Source organism: Octadecabacter algicola, from assembly GCF_021532625.1.
Lineage (GTDB): Bacteria > Pseudomonadota > Alphaproteobacteria > Rhodobacterales > Rhodobacteraceae > Octadecabacter > Octadecabacter algicola.
Map to the genome: position 1 here is coordinate 844,610 of NZ_JAKGAR010000002.1, position 23,672 is coordinate 868,281.

Genomic DNA, 23,672 nt, shown 5'->3' on the forward strand with positions numbered 1-23,672 from the left:
AATGGCAATCGTTGCTACAACTTCACGGTTCTCGAAAATCGCTTGGCCAACCCTTGCTTGGGTCGTCGCACTGATTTTCTTCTTTCCAATCTTTTACATGGTCTTGACCAGCTTCAAGACGGACGCGGATGCGGTTAAGCCCGAATTCCTGTTCAGCTTTACACCGACGCTGGAAAACTACGCGAACATGACGGAAAACTATGACTATTGGCGCTTTGCGACCAATTCGGTCATCACATCTGTCCTTGCGACTTTGTTTGCTCTCGCTGTTGGGGTGCCGTGTGCATACGCCATGGCGTTCAACCCAAGCCGCGCGACCAAAGACGTGCTGATGTGGATGCTATCAACAAAGATGCTGCCAGCGGCGGCTGTTCTTTACCCGATGACATTCCTGACAAAGAACGTTTTTGGGGTCTTTGATACGCACTTTCTGGTCATCCTCGTCCTTTGCTTGATCAACCTTCCGATCGTGATCTGGATGTTGTTCACCTACTTCAAGGATATCCCGAAAGACATCATCGAAGCCGGCAAGATGGACGGCCTAACCACATGGGGCGAGGTCAAAGAGATCCTGATCCCACTGGCGTGGGGCGGTATCGTGTCTACGGCACTCTTGACGTTTATTTTCTGCTGGAACGAGGCCTACTGGACAGTGCGTCTCACTACGATTGACGCAGCAACCCTGTCCAAGCTGATCGAGGGCAACCGCGCCCCAGAGGGCTTGTTCTTCGGTCGCTTGTCGGCGGTCTCTACAGCAGCAGTCGGACCAATCATCGTCTTGGGTTGGTTCTGTCAGAAACAGTTGGTCTCAGGTTTGACCTTTGGCGCAGTGAAATAAGGAGCGATCTCATGGGAAGCATCGTACTTGATAAAGTTCAGAAGAAATTTGGCGACGTGGAAGTCATTCCGCCGCTGGATCTTGAAATCAACGACGGCGAGTTCGTGGTATTTGTCGGCCCATCGGGTTGCGGTAAGTCCACGCTGTTGCGGATGATCGCAGGTCTGGAAGACTTGACCGCCGGTAAGGTTAACATCGACGACAACGACGTCACCGAAGTGTCGCCAGCCAAACGTGGGCTGTCGATGGTGTTCCAGTCTTATGCGCTTTACCCGCACATGACGGTTCGCAAAAACATCGCTTTCCCGATGCGGATGGCAAAAGTCCCGCAAGACGTGCAGGACGCCAAGATTGAAGCGGCTGCAAAGTCGTTGAACTTGGCTGACTATCTTGACCGTAAGCCGGGCCAATTGTCCGGTGGTCAGCGCCAACGTGTGGCCATTGGTCGTGCGATTGTTCGTGAACCCTCCGCGTTCTTGTTTGACGAACCACTGTCCAACCTTGATGCGGCACTGCGTGTCGGCATGCGTTTGGAAATCATGGAACTTCACACCAAACTGAAGACAACCATGATCTACGTGACGCACGACCAAGTCGAAGCGATGACAATGGCTGACAAGATCGTTGTGTTGCAGGCTGGTGTGATCGAACAGGTCGGTTCCCCACTTGAGCTGTACCACACACCTCGCAACAAGTTTGTTGCGGGTTTCATCGGGTCTCCGAAGATGAACCTGATTGAGGGCGAAGAAGCCTCCAAGCATGATGCGACGACAATCGGCATTCGCCCAGAACACGTTTCGGTCTCTACGACCGAAGGTATGTGGAAGGGCACCGTTGGCGTAGCAGAACACCTTGGTTCGGATACCTTCATCCACGTTCACAATACGGGTTTGGATACGGGCGAAGGTGATTTGTTCACTGTGCGCATCTCGGGCGACATCGCTGTGTCTCACGGCGATACGGTCTACCTGACGCCACAGATGGACCAGCTGCACAAGTTTGATGCGCAAGGGTTGCGCATCGCGTAATCGAAACTGTTGATCGGTGAATAATACCATGGGGACCAACGTGAAAAACCTAGGCGAACTGCCACAAAGCGTACGCGTGCCGAGCTATGATCGGACTGCTTTATCTGTCGGGATCGTTCATATCGGTCTGGGCAACTTCCACCGTGCCCATCAGGCATGGTATCTTCACCGGTTGATGGATCAGGGCCTTGCCCATGATTGGGCGATTGCGGGGGCAGGGGTGCGCCCCGCAGACGCCAAACAACGTCAAAAGCTCTTGGATCAGGATTGTTTGACAACTTTGATCGAGCTTGACCCCTCTGGTAAGTCAGCCGAGGTCGTCGGCTCGATGATTGATTTCGTACCTGTCGAACCAGATAACGCGTCCCTGATCGCCCAGATGGCGCAGGAAACGGTCAGGATCGTATCTCTCACTGTGACGGAAGGTGGGTATTATCAATCTGTTGAGGGTGGCTTGGACACGGGGCACGCTGACATCGTTCACGATGCGGCGAACCCAGACACGCCCATAACAGCATTCGGGGCGATGATTGCCGCGCTGAAGCTGAGACGCGCCAATGGCTTTGGCCCGTTCACCTGCCAAAGCTGTGATAACCTTCAGGGCAATGGCGATATCCTTCACCAGACCATTGTTGCGCTGGCGGCCTTGTCCGATCCGGACCTTGCAGCTTGGATTGATGAAAACGCGACTTTCCCGAATTCTATGGTCGATTGCATTGTGCCCGCAACGGGACCCAAGGAGCTTGAGTTAGCTGCGTCGTTCGGGATTGCCGATGCGGTTCCAGTCACGCACGAACCGTTTCGCCAATGGGTGATTGAAGACAAGTTCTGCGCAGGGCGACCTGACTACGACAAGGTCGGCGCGACGTTTACAGATGACGTTCACGGCTTTGAAGATATGAAGCTACGTTTGTTGAACGCGGGCCACCAGATTATCGCGACACCAGGTGAGCTGCTGTCTGTCGAAACGATTGCGGGAACCATGGCGAACCCATTGATCCGCGATTTGTTCCGCAAGATCGAAACAACTGAAATCGTCCCGCACGTTCAATCAGTTCCGGGTCTGACGCCGGTGGAATATGTCGATCTGGTTGCAGAGCGTTTTTCCAACCCAGAAATTTACGACACGACCCGTCGTGTGGCTTTTGACGGATCGTCGCGCCATGCGGGTTTCTTGCACCCGATTATTCGCGATGCCTTGGCGGCAAATGCACCGATGGAGGGCCTTGCCCTGATCGAAGCACTTTGGGCGCGCATGTGCGCTGGGACACGTGAAGACGGCTCCGAGATAGAAGCCAATGACCCGTTCTGGGATACTTTGGTCGAGCACGCGAACCTTGCGAAATCTGATCCGGTTAAATGGATCGGGCAAGAACAATACTATGGCACGCTCGCGCAGAACACCGTTTTTGCAGAGAGTTTTTCCCGCTGGCTTTCCCTCGTTTGGAGCGATGGGACGCAAGCTGCGATTGAAACCTACCTTAAGGGCTAAATCGGCTAAAGCATTCAAACTGGGGGATTCATAGTTCCCCAGTTTTGCCGTTTCTATGGCAAGAAACTAATCCAGATTGACGTGGTTATGACCGACAACACCGTGCCAAGCAGCACGGAGGATGCCGCCACCCGTTTTGCCGTTCCATACATGTTTGCAAAGACATAAGCGTTGGTGCCCGGCGCGACTGCTGCCGTGACCACCGCCGAGCGCAGGGTCGCAGTGGAAAGGTCAAACCAGTGTACCATCCCCCAGACGATCATCGGATGGATGATGAGAGAAACCACACAAACGAATAGGATCGTGCGCATGTCCCCCTCGGGGCGGTAGCGATACAGCACGCCGCCTAAGCCGAACAAAGCGGCCGGCAAGGCCGCTCTGGCCATAATTTGTACGGCATCGGTCAACACGGACGGCAAGGGAATATTACCGAGGTTCACCGCTAACCCTAGCCCGATCCCCAGCACCATTGCGTTTGAGAACATGGATTTTGCGACCTTCGCAGGCAGTTTGCGCAGCGCCGTTCCTTGTGCGCGGGCCAGTTCCATCGCCGTAATGCCAAGCATGTAACCAAACGGCGCGTGCACGGCGATAATCGTATAGTTCCCAAGCAGCGCGCCGGGACCAAAAGCGCGTTCGGTGATCGGTACGCCAAGCAGCAAAGTGTTAGAGAAACAGCAACAAAATGCGATGGCGACACAGTCTTCCCAAGACCGATCAAACAAATAGCGTGCGGCCAGAAGCCCAAGAATGAATGCAACAACAACGCCGGCGTAAAAACTAACCAACAATGGCGCGTTGAAATTCTCTCCGATGTCCAATGTTGAAATGGCACGAAACAACAGGACTGGGATTGCGAATTTTTGCGCAAACAGCATCAACCCGTCCACGGCATCGTCCGTGAACATCTTGCCCCAGACCGCCAAGTACCCAGCCCCCAATACGATGAAAACCGGAAGAACAATGACGAGGATGTCTATCATGGTTTTAGCTGTCCAGCGTCAACGTCAGCCCATCGTAAGCGGGTTGAATGTGGTCGGGCGTTTCTGCGTCAACTGTCTCGTAGTCCAGATCAATGTGCATGTTGGTCAGCACTGCGCGTTTAGGCTGCACGCGGTCGATCCAATCCAGCGCCTTGGCAAGGTGTGCGTGGGTCGGGTGCGGGGCACGGCGTAAAGCATCGACAATCCAAAGATCCAAACCTTCAAAGGCGGGCCATGCTGCGTCTGGAATGTCAGAAACATCTGGCAAATACATCGCATTCCCGATCCTGAACCCGAGCGCGTCGATGTTCCCGTGCTGCACTTCGATAGGGGATAGCGTGATCGGCCCACCTGCGCCTTCGATTGTCACATCACCCGTAATGGTGTTGAGATCGCAGATTGGCGGATAGTTGGAATCTTTTGGTTGAACAAAGGCATACCCAAAACGTGCTAGCAGTTGGTTGCCTGTGTCGCCGTCTGCCCAAACCTGAAGCCGTTGGCTCATGTTATAGACGATCATTCGAACGTCATCCAAGCCGTGAACATGATCGGCATGAGCGTGGGTGTAAACAACCGCATCCAGTTCGCCAATCTCGGCGTCCAACAGCTGCTGACGTAAATCAGGCGAAGTATCGATCAATACACGTGTTACGCCCACTGGCGAGGTCCGTGTTACCAGCAAGGAACAGCGTTTGCGGATATTCTTGGGGTTGCTTGGGTCACATGCGCCCCAATGCCCGCCCAGACGCGGTACACCACCGGATGATCCGCAGCCAAGGATACGTAAAGTTGTCGTCATGCAGACCAACCTGCAGCCTTAGAAAACAGGCGGTCGAAATTTTCAGTGGTTTGGGCGGCGAAGTCTTCGTAGCTCAGCCCGAATGCCTCGGCGCCGATTTTGGCAGTGTGGGCCGTGTAGGCGGGTTCGTTGCGTTTGCCTCGATGGGGCGGGGGCGCAAGGTAGGGGCTGTCGGTTTCAACCAAGATCCGATCTACGGGCGCTGCCGCGAAGATGTCGCGCAACTCGGTTGATTTGGGGAAGGCCGCGATACCTGACATCGAAAGGTAGAACCCAAGGTCAATCGCCGCACGTGCCAATTCTGCACTGCTGGAAAAGCAGTGCATCACGCAGGAATATGGCTTTTGCGCGTGGGCGGTGCTGAGGATATCGATCATGTCGTCGTCGCTTGCGCGGTTGTGAATGATCAGCGGCAGGCTGGTTTCTTGGGCGGCTTGGATGTGAATGCGCAGTGATTGTTTCTGAATCTCGGCGCTCTCGGACGTGTAGTGGTAATCAAGGCCACTTTCACCGATCCCCACAAATTTGGGATGCTGGGACATGGCCACCAGTTCATCGACCGTTGCTAAGGGTTCATCTGCCGCGCTCATTGGGTGTGTGCCCGCAGCGTAAAAGACGGGGGCGTAGGTTTCGGCAATCGCACGGACCTGCGGTTCAAGGCGCAGTTTCGTACAGATCGTCACCATCCGCGCCACACCAGCGGTCACGGCGCGATCAATGACATCTGCGCGTTCCTCGTCAAAATCCGGAAAATCCAGATGGCAGTGGCTATCGACAATCTGCGGGATGGACATACTGCGCCTTCGGACTTTGGTAAATCAGGTGTGGGCCACGTCTTGCGCGACCTTTTCGATCTTAAATAGCGTATCAAGGATCAGCGCGGCAGGGTCAAGATTGACCGCCTTGCCGTGACGCGTGCTTTCACTGACTTCTTGTTGCAGGGTGGCCCATTTGCGGGCAGCAACGTCGTGTGGCGACAGGCGCGACAACAACAAAGCTTCTCCTTGAGATGCCTGCACAGAGGGCGGCCCTTCAAGGCCAGCGCGCGCAAGGCGAGCCAGAAACCTGTCGATCAGATCAAGCACCAAGGCGAACCGCGTTGCCCCTGCTTTGCCTGTGCAACTGTCGGCAAGGCGCAAGGCACGCGGGCGGTCAAAACGGGGCAAGCCCCCCATCAGGCCAACCAAATCGGAATAGATTGTCAGCCCGTCTAGATTTGTTAAACGGATCGCTTCGCCAACCGACCCACCAGATAGCGCAGCAAGGCTTTCGCTGCCATCTGTGTGAACCTCGGCTTGCTCTAATGCTTGTCCAACATCCGCGGCATCTAGAAAGCCGCAGCGCAATAACCGGCATCTTGACCGGATCGTCGGCAAAAGCCGCGAAGGCTGATGCGACACCAACAGGAAATAGGTGTATTTTGGCGGTTCTTCGAGAACCTTCAGGATCGAGTTGGCAACTGATGGGTTCATGTCATCGGCGGCATCAATAATGATGACGCGGCGACCACCATCTGTGGCGCTTTGATGTAGGAAATCCATGAGCTTGTTGGGACCGTCTTTGTGCCCCCGCAGCGCAGCCATCGTGATCTGATCCTGAAACCCCGTTTCGGTGGCGTTTAGAACACGGCGCACCACGAACAAACGGGGATGCGCTCCCGCGCGCAGATGGCGGATGTCAGGATGCTCTGGATCGACGTCCAAGGTTTCTGGCGGTGGCGGCGCGCCGAACATATCGTCCGCAGCAACCAAAGGCTGGCTTAATAAGAATGCCGCCATGCGCCATGCAAGCGTGGCCTTTCCGACGCCGCGTGGTCCCGTGATCATCCATCCCGAATGCATTCGGCCAGAGTTGAACGCGTCTAGGAAGTCGGTTTCGGCGTGTGATTGCCCAAACAATTGTTCGGTCTGGCTGGGATGGGGGGCACCTTCGATTTGGTCCGATAGCGGCTTTTCAACGTCATCGTCTTTTGGGGCGCGCGCCATATCAAGCGCCTTCGGAAACGTTTGCGGAACGATCAGCAACATGAGCCGCTATCTCGGCTGCAATCGCCTGTGGATCACGGTTGCCATCAATTAGCACGCAGCGCTGCGGGTTGGCTTTGGCCAAGGAAAGAAACCCGTGGCGCAATGTTTCTTGGAACGCCAACCCCATGTCTTCAAAACGGTCTTCACCGGATTTGCGGGCCAGACCACGGGTGAGGGCGGCCTCTGGATCCATGTCGATAATAAACGTGAGGTCAGGTTCTTGGCCAATCATCACATCATGAAGCGCGTCAACAGTACTGCGCAGGGCACCACGTGTTGCCCCTTGGTACACGCGTGTACTGTCCGCAAAACGATCACAGATTACGGTTTTTCCGGCAGCAAGGGCAGGGCGGATCGTCTTTTCCAGATGATCGCGGCGCGCTGCGGTGAACAACAGGATTTCAGTTTCCGCAGACCAGCGATCTGGATCTCCTGTTAGCAAAAGGGCGCGGATTTCTTCGGCGCCAGCGCTGCCGCCGGGTTCGCGCGTTAGAACCGCGTCAGGAAAGCGTTCTGCCAACAGTTTCACTTGTGTGGACTTGCCAGAGCCATCAATGCCTTCAAATGAAATGAAGAGCCCGCGAGGGGAGCCGTCATGGGCATGGGTGTTCATGGTTATTCAGTCTCGGCAGGGGCGGCGTCGTCAGGTTCATTGATGCGAGCGACCAAGACGTCGGCCGCCGTGCGCAGGCGCGTGTTGAACCCGCCAGCAGCGACAGTGGTCTCTGCGAGCAATGGGACGCGGGTTTCGGGCATATTTTGAAGCTGGATAACCAATTCCGCAATCTGGTCACCTTGGGTGACGGGCGCTTGGATTGGTCCGTTAAAAATGACCTCGGCCGCTATGTCAGTCCCACCAGCTAGTGGCACAAGCAATGAAAGATCTTCAGCGAGGGTCAGGCCGACGCTCGGCATTTCGCCCATCCAGACATCTGCCGTTGCGATCCGCGTGCCGCTGCGTCCCAGGTCGCGTTGTGCAAACTGGCGAAACGCCCAATTCACAATGCGTTCCGCTTCTTCGGCGCGGGCCTGTGCACTTTCGAGCCCTGTCAGAACGAAGATAACACGACGGTCACCCTGTTTGGCCGATCCGACTAACCCATAGCCAGCCTCGGACGTATGGCCCGTTTTCAGACCATCAGCGCCAATCCCGAGTGCCAGCAATGGATTGCGGTTCTGGGTGTTGGCGGGGTGTTCGCCATCGTAGTCGAACGTTTGCTCTGCGAAGAGAGGATAAAAGGTTGGGTAATCCGAAATCAGGCGGTCGGCGAGAATACCAAGGTCACGCATGGACATGCGTTGACCCGCCGCTGGCCAACCGTTCGAGTTAGCAAAGCTGGAATTCATCATACCCAATTCACGGGCACGCACCGTCATCTGCTGGGCAAACCCAGCTTCGGTTCCGTTGATGGAAAGCCCTTCGGCCAATGCACAAGAGGCGTCATTCCCGGACAACACAATGACCCCGCGCAGCAGGTCTTCGACCCGAACGCGATCTGATGTGTCCAAAAACATCGTTGATCCAGTGTAATCCATGCAATGCTGGGAAACAGGCAAAACATCATCCACCGTGAGCATCGGCAACTGGCCGTTCAACGGATTGATGGCCTCAAACGCCATATAGAGCGTCATCAGTTTTGACATGGACGCAGGCGGCAGCGGTTCATCGGCATTCTTTTCCAGCAAAACGGTGCCGGTTGAATGGTCGATGACATAGGCCGCTGTGGCCCGGGTTTCAAAAGATTGAGCGCTGGCAATCGGCGCGCTCGTGATCAGCAATAGTAGGGCGGATGCAACGCGGATCATGGGGCCTCTTGCGTGGAAAGGTGACAGTTTAGTTGGTGACGAAATACGCGTCCTCAAAGCCTTGGGCTTTGACTTGACGCAGCAGCTCGGCGCGTTCGGACTCAGATGTAGCAGGGCCAACAATGACACGCCAGAACGTACGGCCTTGGCTGGTTTGTTCCAGAACGGTCGGAACAATTCCGTTAGAGCGCATACGCGTCGCGGTGCCGTTTGCATTCGCTTCAACCGAAAAGATACCGATCTGGATGAAGGGTTTGGACAACGACGACGCGACAGGAGCTGCTGGCGGTGTTGGTGCGGGCGTGGCCGCATCAGCAGCGTCAATCGCAGCGGCGGCGGCCGCAATCGGGTCCGGCACATCCAGCGGCGCGCTATCGATCGGCGCTGCGGCAATATCTACGGGGGCTTCAAAGTCGGCGGTTGGCGTTGCTTCTGGTGCGTCGGCGACTTCTTCGCGCCGCAAGGCTGTGACTTGAAGCTGCGTCGGTGCACCTGCAAGCATCTGAAGTGCGGAAGCCGCATCGGAGGAAACCTGCAAAGACGGGCCGGGATTGTCGCGTTCACGACGGAAGAGCGCGCCAATCACGAAGGTACCGTTGGCTTGGTTTCGGATGATGACGCGTTCAGGTTCTGTGACGTCAGGATGTGCAACCCAAACCCCACCCAAAGACGGGCGACCGTCCCAAAGACCAGATTCTGTAACTTGAAAAGCATCAGGCGCTTCGACATCTCGTTCAACAAGTTGGACGCTTTGGCTTGCTTCGCTGCTAATTTCGCCAGTGTCACGCGCTGCGGCATTACCGAACGTCGGGAAAGAAAATTCACCGTTTTCGTCGCATCCGCTTAGGGCGACGATTGATGACGCCGCTAAAGGGATCGCAAATTTCTTGAATGTTACCCGTGTCTTGCCTGACATTGTGTGCCCTCGTTTTCGCGCCGTTTGCCGGCGGTCGCGCCCATTTTCGGGCTGCTTTTCTCTGTCAAAATGACGCGGTTATACCGCACCTTTCGCGGACATTAGCCGTGGTCGCCTTACTTTGAAAGGCTTGTGCGCCGATTTCGGCGGAAAACCTCGCACAGAAAAGAGAGCGGTTAGGTACTTTAAGAATCAAAACACCGCAGCTAAAGGTGTCGGCAGCGGAGGCTTGGCAGAGTGGTCGAATGCACCGGTCTTGAAAACCGACGAGGGTGAAAGTCCTCCCAGGGTTCGAATCCCTGAGCCTCCGCCACATCACTATTTTGGACAGTTTGAGTGGGTCGCCTTGGGTGGCCTTTTTGCCTTGTATTGTTGGGCTTTGTGTAAATCTCCGTTGGTGTTGAGTTTTCTTCGATGGTGTCTATATTCGTTCCTTGAGTGGTATTGAGTGTGGTATTTTAGATGACCCTATCTGGCAAACTGACAAAGAAGCTGGTCGAGAATCTTGGTGCAGGGCGGCACGGGGATGGCAACGGATTGTATCTTGTTGTTGATCCGTCGGGTGCGCGGCGCTGGATTGTGCGGGTTGTGGTCAAAGGGGCCAAAAATAAGAAGGGTGCACCGCTTCGGACTGACTTTGGCTTAGGCGGCGCTGATATTGTCACGATCAACCAAGCGCGCGAACGGGCGCTGGAATATCGTCGCATGGCAAAGCAGGGCTTAAATCCACGCTTCAATGCCCAACGCGAAATACCGACGTTTGAAGAATTTGCGCAACAGGTCCACATAGAACGGATGCCGACGTGGAAGAACGCCAAGCATGGCCAGCAATGGATCAACACGTTGCGCGATTATGCGTTTCCCAAGATCGGGCGGATGCCAATTGATAGCATCGAGCAACCCGAAGTGATGATGTGCCTGTCGCCAATCTGGATTGAAAAGCACGAAACGGCGCGGCGTTTGGCGCAACGGATCAAGACTGTGCTGGATGTGGCGCGATCCAAAGGGTTCAGGTCTGGCGAAAACCCTGTCACGGCCATCAAAGAGGCGGGTTCACTCCCTAAGATCAAAGCTAAGGTCAAACACCATAAAGCCATGCGCTGGCAGGACGTGCCCGCATTCTACGCAGATTTGAAGACGCGAGTCGCTATGTCTGCCCACGCCTTGCGGTTCACGTGTTTAACCGGATCGCGAACGGGCGAAGTTTTAGGGATGCGATGGGACGAGATCGACTTGGATGCGCGATTGTGGACTTGCCCAGATGAGCGGATGAAGACCGGCGAAGAACATCGCGTTCCTTTAACTGATGAAATGCTGTCGATCATTGAACCGCTGAAGGCGTTGAAATCCGAATTTGTGTTTGAGGGGCAGAAGCGACATAGACCGCTTTCCAACATGTCTATGTTGATGTTGTTGCGCCGCATGGATGTTGAAGGCGTCACGGTTCATGGTTTCCGCTCGACCTTCCGGGATTGGGCATCCGAAGTCGCTAACGCACCGCGTGAGATTGCAGAAATGAGCTTGTCGCATAGGGTGGGGTCAGATGTTGAACGGGCTTATGCGCGTTCTGATTTGTTGGACAAGAGGCGGGCATTGATGGAACGCTGGTCAATGTTTGTGTCTGGGATCGAGGGCAAGGTGATCAAAATTGGCTGACAGAAAGTTGACGTTTCTTATGGAGGTTGAGCTTCCTCCTTATTGTTTCTTATCTGAGGCCGTTGAATGGGTTGCTTTTGGACGAGTTCCACAAGTGCTGCATCATTCCGACGGATCGACCGACGAGGCCGTCGATTATCGTTTCTATTGGCGTGAAATGCCCGACAATTTCCGACCAACGATGGAATACCCTTGGTTTGACCCGTTGGAGTTCGAAAGTCTTGGGGTGCCAGTCGATAAGAAATACTTCGCGGCGGCTGAGAAATGCGCCTTCGAATTTGTTGATGACCTGCCGAACAGAATTGCAGAATTTGAATCGAAAGAGCCTGCATTCGTTGAGAATGAAGATGGTTCGACCTTCGACTTTTGGAAAAAGATGGCAAACGACTCTCGGGAAAAGTTATTAGAACTTGGACCACTTAAAGAGTTTGTGGACGCTGTAGAGGCAGGATTCACACCTCATCAAGAGATAGCCTGTGCGAAGTTATTTCAGTGTCTAGCGAAAGGCGAAATTGGAAGCGAAGCCATTGATTATGACCGTTGGGATCAAATGGTTGAGGATGGTGAATACGAAGCGGCTGCAAGGTTTGAGGCAGTCCCACCTGAGGCATACTCATTGGATTTTGATTGGATGGGGGACGAGATATTGATTGCGGGGCGAAAGTTCGTCGCTCTGCGTGTCAAAACGGCTGATGTGCTCAAGAATCGCAGTTTTCTTTTGCATACGGGAATGGCCGTAACCGTCGAGAGATTTGGGGCTTTTTACATGTCAGGCAATGCAAGCAGGTCCAGTCCGCAAGCAAAGCGTGGAAGGCGAACTGCTGTCGATTGGTCCTTAATGAAATCCCACTTGACGCAACTTGCGTTAAGCAATGAACTTCCCGACGGCAAAGAAAATTGCATCTATGCCTTAATTGTTTTTGCCGAAAAAGAGTTAGGGCGCGCGCCAAGCAGAACAACTGTCCAAAGGAATATGGCGACTGAACTGGATGCCCTCTATGCCCAAACATAGCGCGGGCATTTCGGGCAGGCATTGGGCGGGCTTTAATGGCGTTTTGGCGGGTTCATCAACGTAACTCAAACAGGCAATTTGATCCTTAGGCAACACGAGCAAGGATCATTCCATGGCAAACCTATTCGACCAAAACCGAAACTACGTACTTGGTGACGACGAACTAAACCTCATCGGGGATCGCGACAAGTTGGCCCAATGGCGTCACAAAGGGCTGGGGCCTGCGTTCTACCGCTTGGGCCGCAAGATTATCTATCGCGGGGCAGATCTTAACGCATGGGCAGAGGCCCAGCGCGTTGAACCTTCCAAGGGTGGGTTGGTCTAATGGCCAAGCGCGTATCGGCGCGTAAGGTCAAAATACATCGCCAATACACCTATGAGAGTGCCGCAGAGGCGTTGGAGGTTTCTATCCAGACAGTGCGCGGGTGGCGTTCGCAAGGGCTTGCTGTGTTGGACGGTCAGAAGCCCCATTTGATCCTTGGTCACGAACTCAAACGCTTCATCGAAAGCCGAACGCCAAAAACAAGTCGCAAGCTTGGGCCTGATGAGTTCTTTTGCATGTCGTGCCGCGCCCCACGTAAGCCGTATGACAGGATGGCGGAATATGTGCCGTTTAACGCTACGCGGGGCAGATTGGTAGCGCTGTGCGAGTCCTGTGAAACCTCTTGCAGCAAGTTTGTATCACGCAAGTCGTTCGAGGGTTTGGCCCGGATCAGGACGATTGCCACACGCGAAACATGCTGACCCTAAGAGAACCCCACGAACTGAACGTGAAACATAACTTACGGCATGTCGCGAAATCACTCGGAAACTCAGGGCGAAATCATGGGCCAGCGAAAGGATCACATCATGGCAAAGCACATCGAAGAAAACGAACGCATTAAACATGACTACGCGATGTATTTGAGGCACGCCCAAGGGCAGGATGAAAAGTCCATCGACAAGGCGATGGCCGCAATCCGCCAATTTGAGGGCAGCACCAAGACTAAGCCGTTCAAGAAATTCCATCGTCAGCAAGCGGCGGATTTTAAGGCATATCTGGGTAGACAAAAAAACGCAAAAACAGGCAAGCCGCTGGCCTACTCAACGGTTGATGCCACGTTGCGATTGGTCAAAAAGTTCTTTCATTGGCTTGTCAGCCGCAAAGGGTTCAAGCGCGTGCTGACCTATCCCGATGTTGAGTATTTCAACAACACGCTTAAGGCTGGAAGGGTCGCACATGCCCAGCGAGCAATCCCTTATCCTTCCATGCAGCAGGCGGCACATGCATTTCAGGCGATGCCGTTTGAGGACGAGTTTGATAAACGCGACAAAGCGCTCTTTGCGTTTTTTATGCTTACGGGCGCGCGCGATGGCGCTGTTGCCTCGCTTAAGCTTAAACACGTCAACATTGAGCTTGGGCATGTTTTCCAAGACGCGCGTGAAGTGAAGACCAAAAACGGCAAAACCATCATGTGTCAGTTCTTCCCTGTTGATGTGGTTTACCGTGAGTGTTTCACAGCATGGGTGCGGTTTTTGCAGGATAAAAAGTTTTTTGGCCCAGAGGACGCACTCTTTCCTAAGGCAAATATAGGTTACGTGCCGGAGCAGGGCTTGTGTAATCTGGGTTTGAGCCGCGAAGGATATGCGAATGCATCTAAGCTAAACGCGATTATTCGCGGTGCGTTTGCATCGGTTCAACTGCCACAATTCACGCCTCATGCTTTCCGTAAAACTCTGACAAAGTATGGCGATGATATTAGCGTCAACATGGAACAGCGTAAGGCGTGGTCGATGAACTTGGGTCATGAAAACATGGCTGTGACGATCAACTCATATTTACCCGTGACAGCGGAGCGCCAAATGGAAATTATCGGCGGCATGGTTCCCAAGACGTAAGAGCAATAGGGGGGGGAGGACCAAAGTCTGGAGGTGATCGTGTGGGACCGGAGCGGGTAGCTAATTCTATGGGTGTGCAGTTCAGAGGTAAAAAGTCGCGCCTTATTTCCTTGTGACGGAAAGCCTAATAAAATGATTGGACGCTGCTCTATTGTAAGCGGCGCGCATACATGCACAAGTTGCATTCCAACGGGTTGTGGGTGAATTGCGATGACTGATCAGGTGGAGAAGTTCCTTGAGCGTTGGCTTGGATCGGGAGGCAGTGAAATGGCCACTGCGCAATCCTTTGCAATCGAACTGACTGACCTGCTGGGCGTGCCGCGCCCTAATGTATCCGACAAAGATGGCGATTTTTTGGATTACCGTTTTGAACGCCCCGTGACCTTGACCCACACGGGCCGCAAACGGAATGGCCGCATCGACCTTTACAAAAAAGGCCATTTCATCCTTGAGGCAAAGCAGTTTGTGTCTGCTGACGCCAAAGACAAAAACACGCTCGAAATGTTCCTCGAAAAAGATGCGCCCAAGCAAGCGGGTCATGGCAAGCGCGGCACGTCCAAATTTGACGACACAATGATGAAGGCGCGCAACCAAGCTGACAACTATGCCCGCGCGGTGGCCCGCGAGGACGGCTGGCCACCCTTCCTGATGGTTGTGGACGTTGGCCACGTGATCGAACTTTATGCTGACTTTTCGGGACAGGGGCAGGGCTACAACCAATTCCCTGATGGCAACCGCTACCGCATCCACCTTGAAGACCTGCGCGACCCTGAAACGCTGGACCTGTTGCGTACAATCTGGACGGACCCGCCAAGCCTTGATCCGTCCTTGCAATCTGCCAAGGTCACGCGCGAAATTGCCACCCATCTTGCCGAACTGGGCAAAAGCTTTGAGGGACAAGGCCACGACACCGAAACCGTCGCCCGTTTCTTAATGCGCTGTCTGTTTTCCATGTTTGCCGAAGACGTCGACCTAATCCCGCGCGAGAGCTTTACTGAACTGCTGCGGAAACTGCGTGGCCACCCAGAACACGCGCAACCCGCGCTGCAAGGGCTGTGGCAGACCATGGACACGGGCGGCTTTAGCCAAACCCTTATGACAGACCTTAAACGCTTCAATGGCGGCCTGTTCAAAGAGGCGGACGCGCTCCCCCTCGACAACCTGCAACTTGGCCTGTTGATCGAGGCTGCCGAAGCCGATTGGAAACAAGTCGAACCTGCCATTTTCGGCACATTGCTGGAACGCGCGCTGGACAAACGCCAGCGTCACAAGCTGGGCGCGCACTACACCCCGCGCGCCTATGTCGAACGCCTTGTGACCCCCACGATCATGGAACCCCTGCGCGAGGACTGGCGCGACGTGCAAACCGCCGTGCAACGTCTGGCGGAGGATGGCAAAGACGAGGACGCCCGCAAGCTGGTCAAAGATTTCCACGCCAAGCTGTGCGAAACCCGCGTTCTGGACCCCGCCTGTGGGTCTGGCAATTTCCTGTATGTCGCGCTTGAGATGATGAAACGCCTTGAAGGCGAAGTGACCGCCCTGATGTTTGAGCTTGGCGACACGAAACCGCTTTACACAATAGACCCCCACCAGTTCCTTGGGATTGAGTTGAACCCATGGGCCGCGAACGTGGCGGAACTGGTGCTGTGGATCGGCTATCTGCAATGGCACTTTCGTACCTATGGCCAAGCCGCGCCTTCTGAGCCTGTGCTGCGCGACTTCAAAAATATCCGCAACGGCGATGCGGTGCTGGAATGGGAGGGGCGCACCCCGCGCGTGAACGAAGACGGCGCGCCAGTGACCCGCTGGGACGGGGTGACGACCATCCAGCACAACGTCACAGGCGAAGAAGTGCCAGACCCGTCCGCGCGCATCACCGTCTATGACTATGCCAAGCCAAAACCGACCATATGGCCCGAGGCAGAGTTCATCGTGGGCAACCCGCCGTTTATTGGCGGTAGCAAGCTAAATGGCGATTTAGGTTGGGGCTATGTGGTTGCTCTACGCGCTGCATACAAAAATATTCCCGATAGTGCAGACTTAGTGATGTATTGGTGGGCAAAAGCTGCTGATAGCGTGAAAAGGTGGAACCCAAAAACGGGAAAAGGCACTCGTCGTTTCGGATTCATAACAACAAATAGCATTAGGCAGCTTCGGAACAGGGCAATCGTTGAGCCTTATCTGCGCGATCCAAAAAATACCCTTTCGCTAGTCTTCGCCGTTTCAGACCATCCATGGGTCGATGCCCTATACGGCGCTGCGGTTCGGATTTCGATGACCGTGGCCGCCAAGGGGCGCAGACAAGGGTTACTTGAAACGATTGTGACCGAGGTAAAGGATAAGGAGGAATCTGTTGGGCGGAAATTAGAATATCGAAAGGTGTCGGGGCGAGTATTTAGTAACTTAAGAATTGGGGCTGATGTTTTGGATGCTAAGCCACTGCGTTCAAACCTGAAGATGTCTGCTCGTGGAGCATTCCTTATTGGAAAAGGCTTCATAGTTTCGAAAGCCAAGGCCATCGAGCTAGCTCTTGGAACTGACGCGATGGAAGCAGGCATAATCAAACCGTTTCTAGGTGGCTATGATCTGACCCAAACACATCGACGCAGATGGGTGATTGATTTTTGGGGCTTAAGTGAGCAAGAAGCGAAGAAGCAATACCCGGCTGCCTTCCAGCACCTACTGGACACCGTGAAGCCTATCCGCGATGAGAACGATATGCCATGGCGGCGGGACAATTGGTGGGTTTTTGGAGACCCTGGAAGAAGTTACCGTGCCGCAACTGACGGTCTCGATGAGATGACAGTTACATCGCGAACTGCGAAGTATCGCCTGTTTCAGCTTCAAAAGACTGAGAACACCCCTGAGAGTGAGGTCGTTGTGATCGGAACGACCGATTATGATGTCATTGCAGTGCTGTCTTCTAAACAACATACGGTGTTCTCATTGGCTACATGTGGCTGGATGGGTATTGGAAACGACCCCCGCTACAACAACTCTCTTTGCTTTGACCCATTCCCTTTCCCCGACCTCACCGAGCCACAGCGCACGCACCTGCGCCAGCTTGGCGAAGACCTCGACGCGCATCGTAAGCGCCAGCAGGCGGCGCACCCCAAGTTGACGCTGACGCAGATGTATAACGTCCTCGAAAAACTCCGCGCGGGGGATGTGATCGAGGGCAAGGACAAGGACATTTATGACCAAGGCCTGATCGGCATCCTGCGCGACCTGCACGACCAGATCGACGCAGCCGTTGCCGATGCCTACGGCTGGCCCAACGACCTTAGCGACGAAGACATCCTGTTGCGCCTTGTGGCCCTCAACAAAGAACGCGCCGAAGAAGAAGCGCGCGGCCATATCCGCTGGTTGCGCCCCGACTATCAAAACCCCACAGGCCAGCAAGCCGCCAAAGGCAAAACCGCCGATATGGACCTTGGCGTGGTGGCCAAGGTCGAAAAAGCCTCTTGGCCCAAATCCCTGCCAGAACAAATCGCCGCCGTGCGAGAGGCGCTATCGGAGATGGGCGAAGCCACCCCCGAACAAATCGCCCGCCGTTTCGTGCGGGGCAGGGCCGTCACGGTTGAGCCACTCATGGAAAGCCTAGCCGCGCTGGGCCAAGCCGAGAAGGGCGCAGACGGGCGCTACGCGGCATAGAGATGAGAGCTATGATTAGTTTTGGTGGACGGCCTGTTGGGGTGACGTCTTGCTACGGCCATTAGCCGCAGGCATGTGACTGTGTTGAGTTGTTGACAACCCGAAGGTTAACGTTCAGATTTTTCAACGATTTCATCCAATTCTTAAGTTGAAAAAAGCGCTAATCTGTTTCGTAATTAAGGGCCAATAATGTTTACAATTCGTGAGAACCTCTCCGATTTCCTTCTCTACAATTTCGCCAACCTCAGCCCAGAAGACAGCGCAACAATTGCGCCGCTCAACGCAATCAATTTGGGTTACGATGGAATTATTACAAACCCTATTAGTGTTTCCGGACTTTTGACCGACATCGAAAAAGTAGCCACAGCCCACGCTGGGTTCGTGAATACGAATGATGATGTTGAGGTCTTGAAGGACTATCTAGAGGTCGCTACGCCCACATTTTTCAATGAGTTTATTGCGAGAGAGGCAGATCTTCAGGCTAGGTATGATGAGCTTGCCGAAGATTTTAACTACGTGTCATTTTGGTCAGAGGTTCTTCCTGCAACGTTTGCCGAACTTGAAGCTGGTTTTGGCGGAATTTCCAGCGTTATTTACAATGGTATCAAGAGTTCTGCTTCACAGGCAAAGAACAGTTTTGATACTGCCATTGGCACGATTGGTACGGTTCTGACTCCAAGCGCGCTGGACTCATATGCAAGTACCATTGGGCTAAGCGCCTTTGCCGCGACCGAATTAAAGACGTTTATACAGAATGCTGTACCTCTTTTGACAGAAGCAGGTTCGGACTTGTCCAATTTCTTGACGATTGATGATCCCATCGAACGGGCGGCAATACTGAGCGGAATCATTTCGTCAATCGGGGGGCTTATTGACCAGTGGAACAGTATCAATGATCTTTTTGATGACTCTTTGAGTGTCCCGAAAATTGCTGCCGTCGTAGATTTGATGACAGCGGCGTCGGACGCATATTCGACCTTCTTGGAAGGCAAAGCGTTGGACGACGCACAAGGTTCAGACAATCTTACAGGCTTAAGTAACGATTTCCTCGGCGATGTCGCCGGTTTGAATTCACTGGAATACGCTAAGGCCTTTGCCGATGTAACGGGCGCAATTTCAGATGTGGTCGTTTCCGTTCCGGGGGCGTCTTTTCTAGTAGGCTATCTGGCTGACAGTGGTGTCGCCTTAGTAGACGTTTGGACCCAGTCCGTTGCAACAGAATGGCGGATCGAAGCTGAACGATATTCTGATTTCGTCGAGATCGTCGAAATTATCGAAGACTACCAAGTCCTTCTAGTCGAGTCGCTTGCCGAAGCGGACGCCGCGAATGGCGGCGCTTTGTGGGGAACAGATCTTACGTCTCTAAACCCTGAGAATACGGACACCGTTACAGTTGAGGAGACCGAAGATGAGAGGGAAGAAGATGGCGTTCCGGTAACAAACTCTGGGTTCCTGATCGATAATGTTGATGGTGGTGCCGGGGATCAACGCCTTGTGCTAGATTACTCGGGAACACTGAATGGTTTTGCAGCAAGCTATGTAACCTTGCATCTTGATTCAATTTACACCGGCGAATTTGTCGCCATGGACGGAGCAGCAAACGAAGGCTTCAGTGCGAATGGTTTTGAAAGCTTCGCAGTCACAGGAACCACTGGTGACGACACGATCCACGCGGAAACGGACGGCAACAATGTGCTGTACGGCGGCGATGGCAACGACGACCTGCGCGCGGGCAACGGCAACAACTTTGTTCGGGGCGGTGACGGCAATGATGAAGTGTCTTCGACCGGTGACGGTCGTAGTTTCTTGTTCGGAGATGCGGGCGATGACCTTATTGAAAGCGGCGGCGCTACTGACCAAATTCGCGGCGGAACTGGCTACGATATCCTCTCGGCGTTTTACGCTGATGACATCGATGTCGATGGTCTCGGGGTCACCGTAGAGTTGGGTCAAAGCGGTGGCCAGTTCCGTGATATCGAAGAGGTTCGCGGTACATTCACACGTTATGACGATACAATCGAAGCGGGGTTCGTTCGTGAAAACATCGACGGCGGCGATGGTACAGATCACCTCATCCTAGACTATTCGGGCACGGTTGGCGGTTTTGCAGCAAGCTATGTAACCTTGCATCTTGATTCAATTTACACCGGCGAATTTGTCGCCATGGACGGAGCAGCAAACGAAGGCTTCAGTGCGAATGGTTTTGAAAGCTTCGCAGTCACAGGAACCACTGGTGACGACACGATCCACGCGGAAACGGACGGCAACAATGTGCTGTACGGCGGCGATGGCAACGACGACCTGCGCGCAGGCAACGGCAACAACTTTGTTCGGGGCGGTGACGGCAATGATGAAGTGTATGCAAGCGGTGGCGAAAACTACCTAGATGGCGGAACTGGGCAGGACTCACTGTTTGGTGGGTTAGGCGAGGACGTCATCATTGGTGGCTTCGGCGACGATTATCTTATCGGCGGCGGTGCCGGAGACCGATTGGTTGGGGGCGATGGGGTCGACACAATTTACGGCGAATCTGGAGAAGACGTTGTCGTCGCAGGAGAAGGGGACGATTTCATATACGGGGGAGACGGAAAGAATACGCTTCTTGGTGGCTTCGGTGACGATACTATTGAAGGCGGTTCTGAAGATGATCGTATCGTGGGGGGCGATGGGCTGGACACGATTAACGGTAACGCCGGAGATGATACTTTGGTCGGCGGCCTCGGTGACGATGATGTGTATGGAGGCCTCGGCAACGACCGAATTCTAAGCGGGCTAGGGAATGACACTGTTCATGGTGACGACGGTGACGATGTCCTTATTGGCGGCGAAGGGGATGATAGCTTGTTTGGCGGCAATGGCGACGATGTCTTGTATGGACGTAGTGGCGAAGACGTTCTGATTGGTGGTGATGGTGCTGACAGGGTCTTTGGTGAAGCTCTTGCAGATACGCTTTATGGTGGCGGAGGCGATGATTTCCTTTCAGCTGCCGGTGGATCAGATGTGTTGTTTGGATCAACAGGGGACGACGTCATGGATGGCGGCATCGGTCGCGATACGTTTGTGTTTGAAACGGGGGACGGAAGTGATCGCATTATGTCTTGGGAGAGCGGACGCGATTTTATCGATTTTTCGAACCATGCAAGTTATAATTCGTTTGATGATGTCCAGGCTGTGATGACTCAGGTTGGTGCCAATGTTCGCATCCAGATCGACCCAGAGACTGACAAGATACTACTCTTGGATGTGGCTCTTGAGAGTATGGACGCGTCTCATTTCCTTTTCTGAGATATTGCTGAAAGTACAGGTAGGCCTTTTCTACATTTGCAACGAATACCTTTTGGGGAGGATGACTCTTTAGACGCCTAAAAGTTTGAGCATCTCGATGCGCCGTGGTATTTTTTGTGGTATTGAAAGCATAGCCTTAAATTTTTTGCTTTAATACCAACTGTTTGTTGAAATAGTGGGGCGGACTGAGCCTCCGCCACTAATCTATATTGGCAGTTTGATTGAGCCGTCTTGCGTAATGTGAACTGCGGTATTTTGGGATGGCCCAGTCAGGCAAGTTGACTGAAATATTTGGTGAGAGCCTTGGCGTGGGGCTCCTCCGTCAGTTTCAGTTCGAGAATCAATCTCTTTTGTTCCAGTAAATGCAAACAAAGCAATGGTATCAAACCGCGGCCGGTTCAGATTTCCATTGTCGCTGCGCGGGTCGGAGCTTACAATTATTGAAAAGCCGACAGTCCCGGTAACCAGTTTAAAGAGTTTCACATTATGGCAGGCGAAATTATCATCGAAACAGAGCAATATATTGGGTACTCGTCACCCTACGTGTTGAACGTTGGGGACATTTTCAAAGGAAGTATTTCGAGTTCGCCTGGACCTGATGACTACGTCGGCGTTCATGTCGAAGAAGGCAAGACCTACGTTGTTAACGTGACACCTTCGTCATCTCGTTGGCCAAGTAGTTTGAGGCTGCTGGAGGAAGGTAGAGGTCTAATTACTTGGGGCGATCAAACAAACGTAGACGGTACAGCAACTCTAAAATTTGTAGCCGACAAAACCGGAATATTTCATCTCGCCATTAACAAAGGAAATCACGGCGTTGGCGATTACGAGGTAAGCTTTGAAGAAGATCCGGACTTTGAGCCGTGGCATTTGGCAGAAATTGCGGACTATCTGACCGACGGGTATTGGCTGGATGCCGGCGAAACCTTAGCTAGATGGGATTTTGGCGATCAAGACGGAGCCAAAGTGTTAACATACGATGCAACCGCGCTGGGTGACACGGGTGCAGCGGCTGCACTGCAAGCATTCAGGGCTTGGACGGATGTGTCGGGGATTGAATTTGTAGCCACGACCAGCGCGCCGGATATCTATTTTACACAAGGCGGCTTCCAAGCGTATGCGACGCATGAGATTGATGACGGTGTCCTGACACGCGCCGTCATCAATATGTATGAAACCGGTTTTGAAGACCAAGGCGGTTTTTTGGTAAGAGAACACGAAGTTCTTGTGCATGAAATCGGGCATGCTTTGGGCCTAGGCCATGCTGGCCCTTACAATGGCACGGGCACCTATGAGCTTGATGCATTGCATGCAGCAGACACGGTGCGAACATCTGTGATGTCATATTTTCGGTCGACGGACCAAGCATTCGTCGACATGTTTGACTATGACGTTCTGACACCGATGCCTGCGGATATCATAGCGATCCAGAAACTTTACGGTGCCGTTGATATTAACATTGGCGACACGATTTATGGCCAGAATGCCGATATTTCCAATATTTCACTGCTACCGACAGGCCTTTTAGGAAGTTATTCAGCTGCCTACCAAGATCTCCTGGGGGAAGGTGAGGCAAACCTAGAACGCTACATCTACACGATTAAAGATGACGGTGGAACGGACACATTAGATTACTCTCGCCATAACTTTGGTGCCGACATTGACCTGACAATCCCCGAGCTCGGCGATGTCACGACGGCTGAGCGCAATATCGTATTGGCGCCGGGTACGATAATCGAAAACGCAATCTCAGGGCGTTTCAGTGACAGTATAATTGGCAATGCCGTTGCAAACAGCCTGTCTGGAAACGCCGGTGACGATACGTTGGAAGGGCACGGTGGCAACGATATACTTATGGGGGGAGCCAATGATGACCTTTTGATGGGCGGCTCAGGTGCCGATACCTTGAACGGTGGCTCTGGAAATGATGACTTGTCCGGTGGTGATGAAGATGACTGGCTTTTTGCAGCGGACTCCAACGATCTGGCTAGCGCTACAAACGTGCTAAACGGCGACGCGGGCAATGACTTTCTGCAGGGAGGCGACGGATTTGACACGCTTTTCGGCGGCGCAGATGATGACGATCTGCGCGGGGGAAACAACAATGACTTTATGTATGGCGACGATGGCACCGACTATCTCTTCGGTGACGACGGTCAGGATGCTCTGTTCGGTGGTAATGGCGAAGACACGCTTTATGGTGGCGACGATCTAAACACTGTCGGCGACGACGGAGACGATTACATTTTCGGTGACGATCTTCCGGTTACGTATTTCGCGGAGACGGCGGCGTCTGTG

The 23,672-nt window shown here is 53.6% G+C and carries 18 protein-coding genes and 1 tRNA gene; 12 read left to right on the forward strand and 7 right to left on the reverse strand.

What is annotated here, in order from left to right; translation table 11 throughout:
- The first annotated feature begins 1 nt into the window (after position 1).
- The 3 genes from L0666_RS10965 to L0666_RS10975 are packed head-to-tail and all read left to right on the forward strand — an operon-like array spanning position 2 to position 3,358.
- Positions 2-838, forward strand: coding sequence for a carbohydrate ABC transporter permease (locus tag L0666_RS10965; RefSeq protein WP_235261346.1), 837 nt, complete (start codon positions 2-4; stop codon positions 836-838).
- Between the two features lie 11 nt (positions 839-849).
- Complete coding sequence (locus L0666_RS10970; protein WP_235261347.1) at positions 850-1,866, forward strand: ABC transporter ATP-binding protein; 1,017 nt, start codon at positions 850-852, stop codon at positions 1,864-1,866.
- 28 nt (positions 1,867-1,894) lie between these two features.
- Complete coding sequence (locus L0666_RS10975; RefSeq protein ID WP_235261432.1) at positions 1,895-3,358, forward strand: mannitol dehydrogenase family protein; 1,464 nt, start codon at positions 1,895-1,897, stop codon at positions 3,356-3,358.
- Positions 3,359-3,411: 53 nt separating this feature from the next.
- On the opposite strand, the gene L0666_RS10980 is transcribed toward L0666_RS10975, so the two are convergent.
- Genes L0666_RS10980 through L0666_RS11010 form a run of 7 tightly spaced genes read right to left on the reverse strand, consistent with a single transcriptional unit; the run spans position 3,412 to position 9,889 of the window.
- Complete coding sequence (locus L0666_RS10980) at positions 3,412-4,341, reverse strand: AEC family transporter (protein ID WP_235261348.1); 930 nt, start codon at positions 4,339-4,341, stop codon at positions 3,412-3,414.
- A gap of 4 nt (positions 4,342-4,345) precedes the next feature.
- Positions 4,346-5,140 (reverse strand): MBL fold metallo-hydrolase, encoded by a 795-nt coding sequence (locus tag L0666_RS10985; protein ID WP_235261349.1) that lies wholly within the window; start codon positions 5,138-5,140, stop codon positions 4,346-4,348.
- Positions 5,137-5,934 (reverse strand): TatD family hydrolase, encoded by a 798-nt coding sequence (locus L0666_RS10990; protein ID WP_235261350.1) that lies wholly within the window; start codon positions 5,932-5,934, stop codon positions 5,137-5,139. Before L0666_RS10990 ends, L0666_RS10985 begins: the two co-directional genes overlap by 4 nt.
- Before the next feature lie 24 nt (positions 5,935-5,958).
- On the reverse strand, positions 5,959-7,125 hold the full coding sequence (locus tag L0666_RS10995) for a DNA polymerase III subunit delta' (RefSeq protein WP_235261351.1): 1,167 nt from the start codon (positions 7,123-7,125) through the stop codon (positions 5,959-5,961).
- A gap of 1 nt (position 7,126) precedes the next feature.
- Positions 7,127-7,780: a dTMP kinase gene (gene tmk / locus L0666_RS11000; protein ID WP_235261352.1), complete on the reverse strand. Its 654-nt coding sequence runs from the start codon at positions 7,778-7,780 to the stop codon at positions 7,127-7,129.
- Positions 7,781-7,782: 2 nt separating this feature from the next.
- Positions 7,783-8,973, reverse strand: a complete 1,191-nt coding sequence (locus L0666_RS11005) for a D-alanyl-D-alanine carboxypeptidase family protein (protein WP_235261353.1) — start codon at positions 8,971-8,973, stop codon at positions 7,783-7,785.
- A 28-nt stretch (positions 8,974-9,001) separates the two neighbouring features.
- Positions 9,002-9,889 carry an SPOR domain-containing protein gene (locus tag L0666_RS11010; RefSeq protein WP_235261354.1) on the reverse strand — a complete coding sequence of 296 codons (888 nt, stop codon included), beginning with the start codon at positions 9,887-9,889 and terminating at the stop codon, positions 9,002-9,004.
- A 223-nt stretch (positions 9,890-10,112) separates the two neighbouring features.
- On the opposite strand from L0666_RS11010, the gene L0666_RS11015 reads away from it, so the two are divergent.
- The 9 genes from L0666_RS11015 to L0666_RS17295 form a co-directional block, all read left to right on the forward strand.
- A tRNA-Ser gene (locus L0666_RS11015) sits at positions 10,113-10,202 on the forward strand.
- A gap of 149 nt (positions 10,203-10,351) precedes the next feature.
- Complete coding sequence (locus tag L0666_RS11020) at positions 10,352-11,545, forward strand: tyrosine-type recombinase/integrase (protein ID WP_235261355.1); 1,194 nt, start codon at positions 10,352-10,354, stop codon at positions 11,543-11,545.
- Positions 11,538-12,557 carry a hypothetical protein gene (locus L0666_RS11025; RefSeq protein ID WP_235261356.1) on the forward strand — a complete coding sequence of 340 codons (1,020 nt, stop codon included), beginning with the start codon at positions 11,538-11,540 and terminating at the stop codon, positions 12,555-12,557. Before L0666_RS11020 ends, L0666_RS11025 begins: the two co-directional genes overlap by 8 nt.
- A gap of 112 nt (positions 12,558-12,669) precedes the next feature.
- Positions 12,670-12,882 carry a helix-turn-helix domain-containing protein gene (locus L0666_RS11030; RefSeq protein WP_235261357.1) on the forward strand — a complete coding sequence of 71 codons (213 nt, stop codon included), beginning with the start codon at positions 12,670-12,672 and terminating at the stop codon, positions 12,880-12,882.
- Positions 12,882-13,301: a DUF1804 family protein gene (locus L0666_RS11035; RefSeq protein ID WP_235261358.1), complete on the forward strand. Its 420-nt coding sequence runs from the start codon at positions 12,882-12,884 to the stop codon at positions 13,299-13,301. Before L0666_RS11030 ends, L0666_RS11035 begins: the two co-directional genes overlap by 1 nt.
- Positions 13,302-13,406: 105 nt before the next feature.
- A complete protein-coding gene (locus L0666_RS11040) occupies positions 13,407-14,435 on the forward strand; it encodes a tyrosine-type recombinase/integrase (protein ID WP_235261359.1) in 1,029 nt (342 codons plus the stop codon).
- A gap of 210 nt (positions 14,436-14,645) precedes the next feature.
- The gene (locus L0666_RS11045) at positions 14,646-18,089 is read left to right on the forward strand and encodes a class I SAM-dependent DNA methyltransferase (protein ID WP_235261360.1); all 3,444 of its coding nucleotides are present in this window, start codon (positions 14,646-14,648) and stop codon (positions 18,087-18,089) included.
- Positions 18,090-18,278: 189 nt separating this feature from the next.
- Positions 18,279-21,374: a calcium-binding protein gene (locus L0666_RS17290; RefSeq protein ID WP_272492172.1), complete on the forward strand. Its 3,096-nt coding sequence runs from the start codon at positions 18,279-18,281 to the stop codon at positions 21,372-21,374.
- A gap of 486 nt (positions 21,375-21,860) precedes the next feature.
- On the forward strand, positions 21,861-23,672 hold a 1,812-nt coding region (locus L0666_RS17295), incomplete at its 3' end, for a M10 family metallopeptidase C-terminal domain-containing protein (protein ID WP_272492173.1).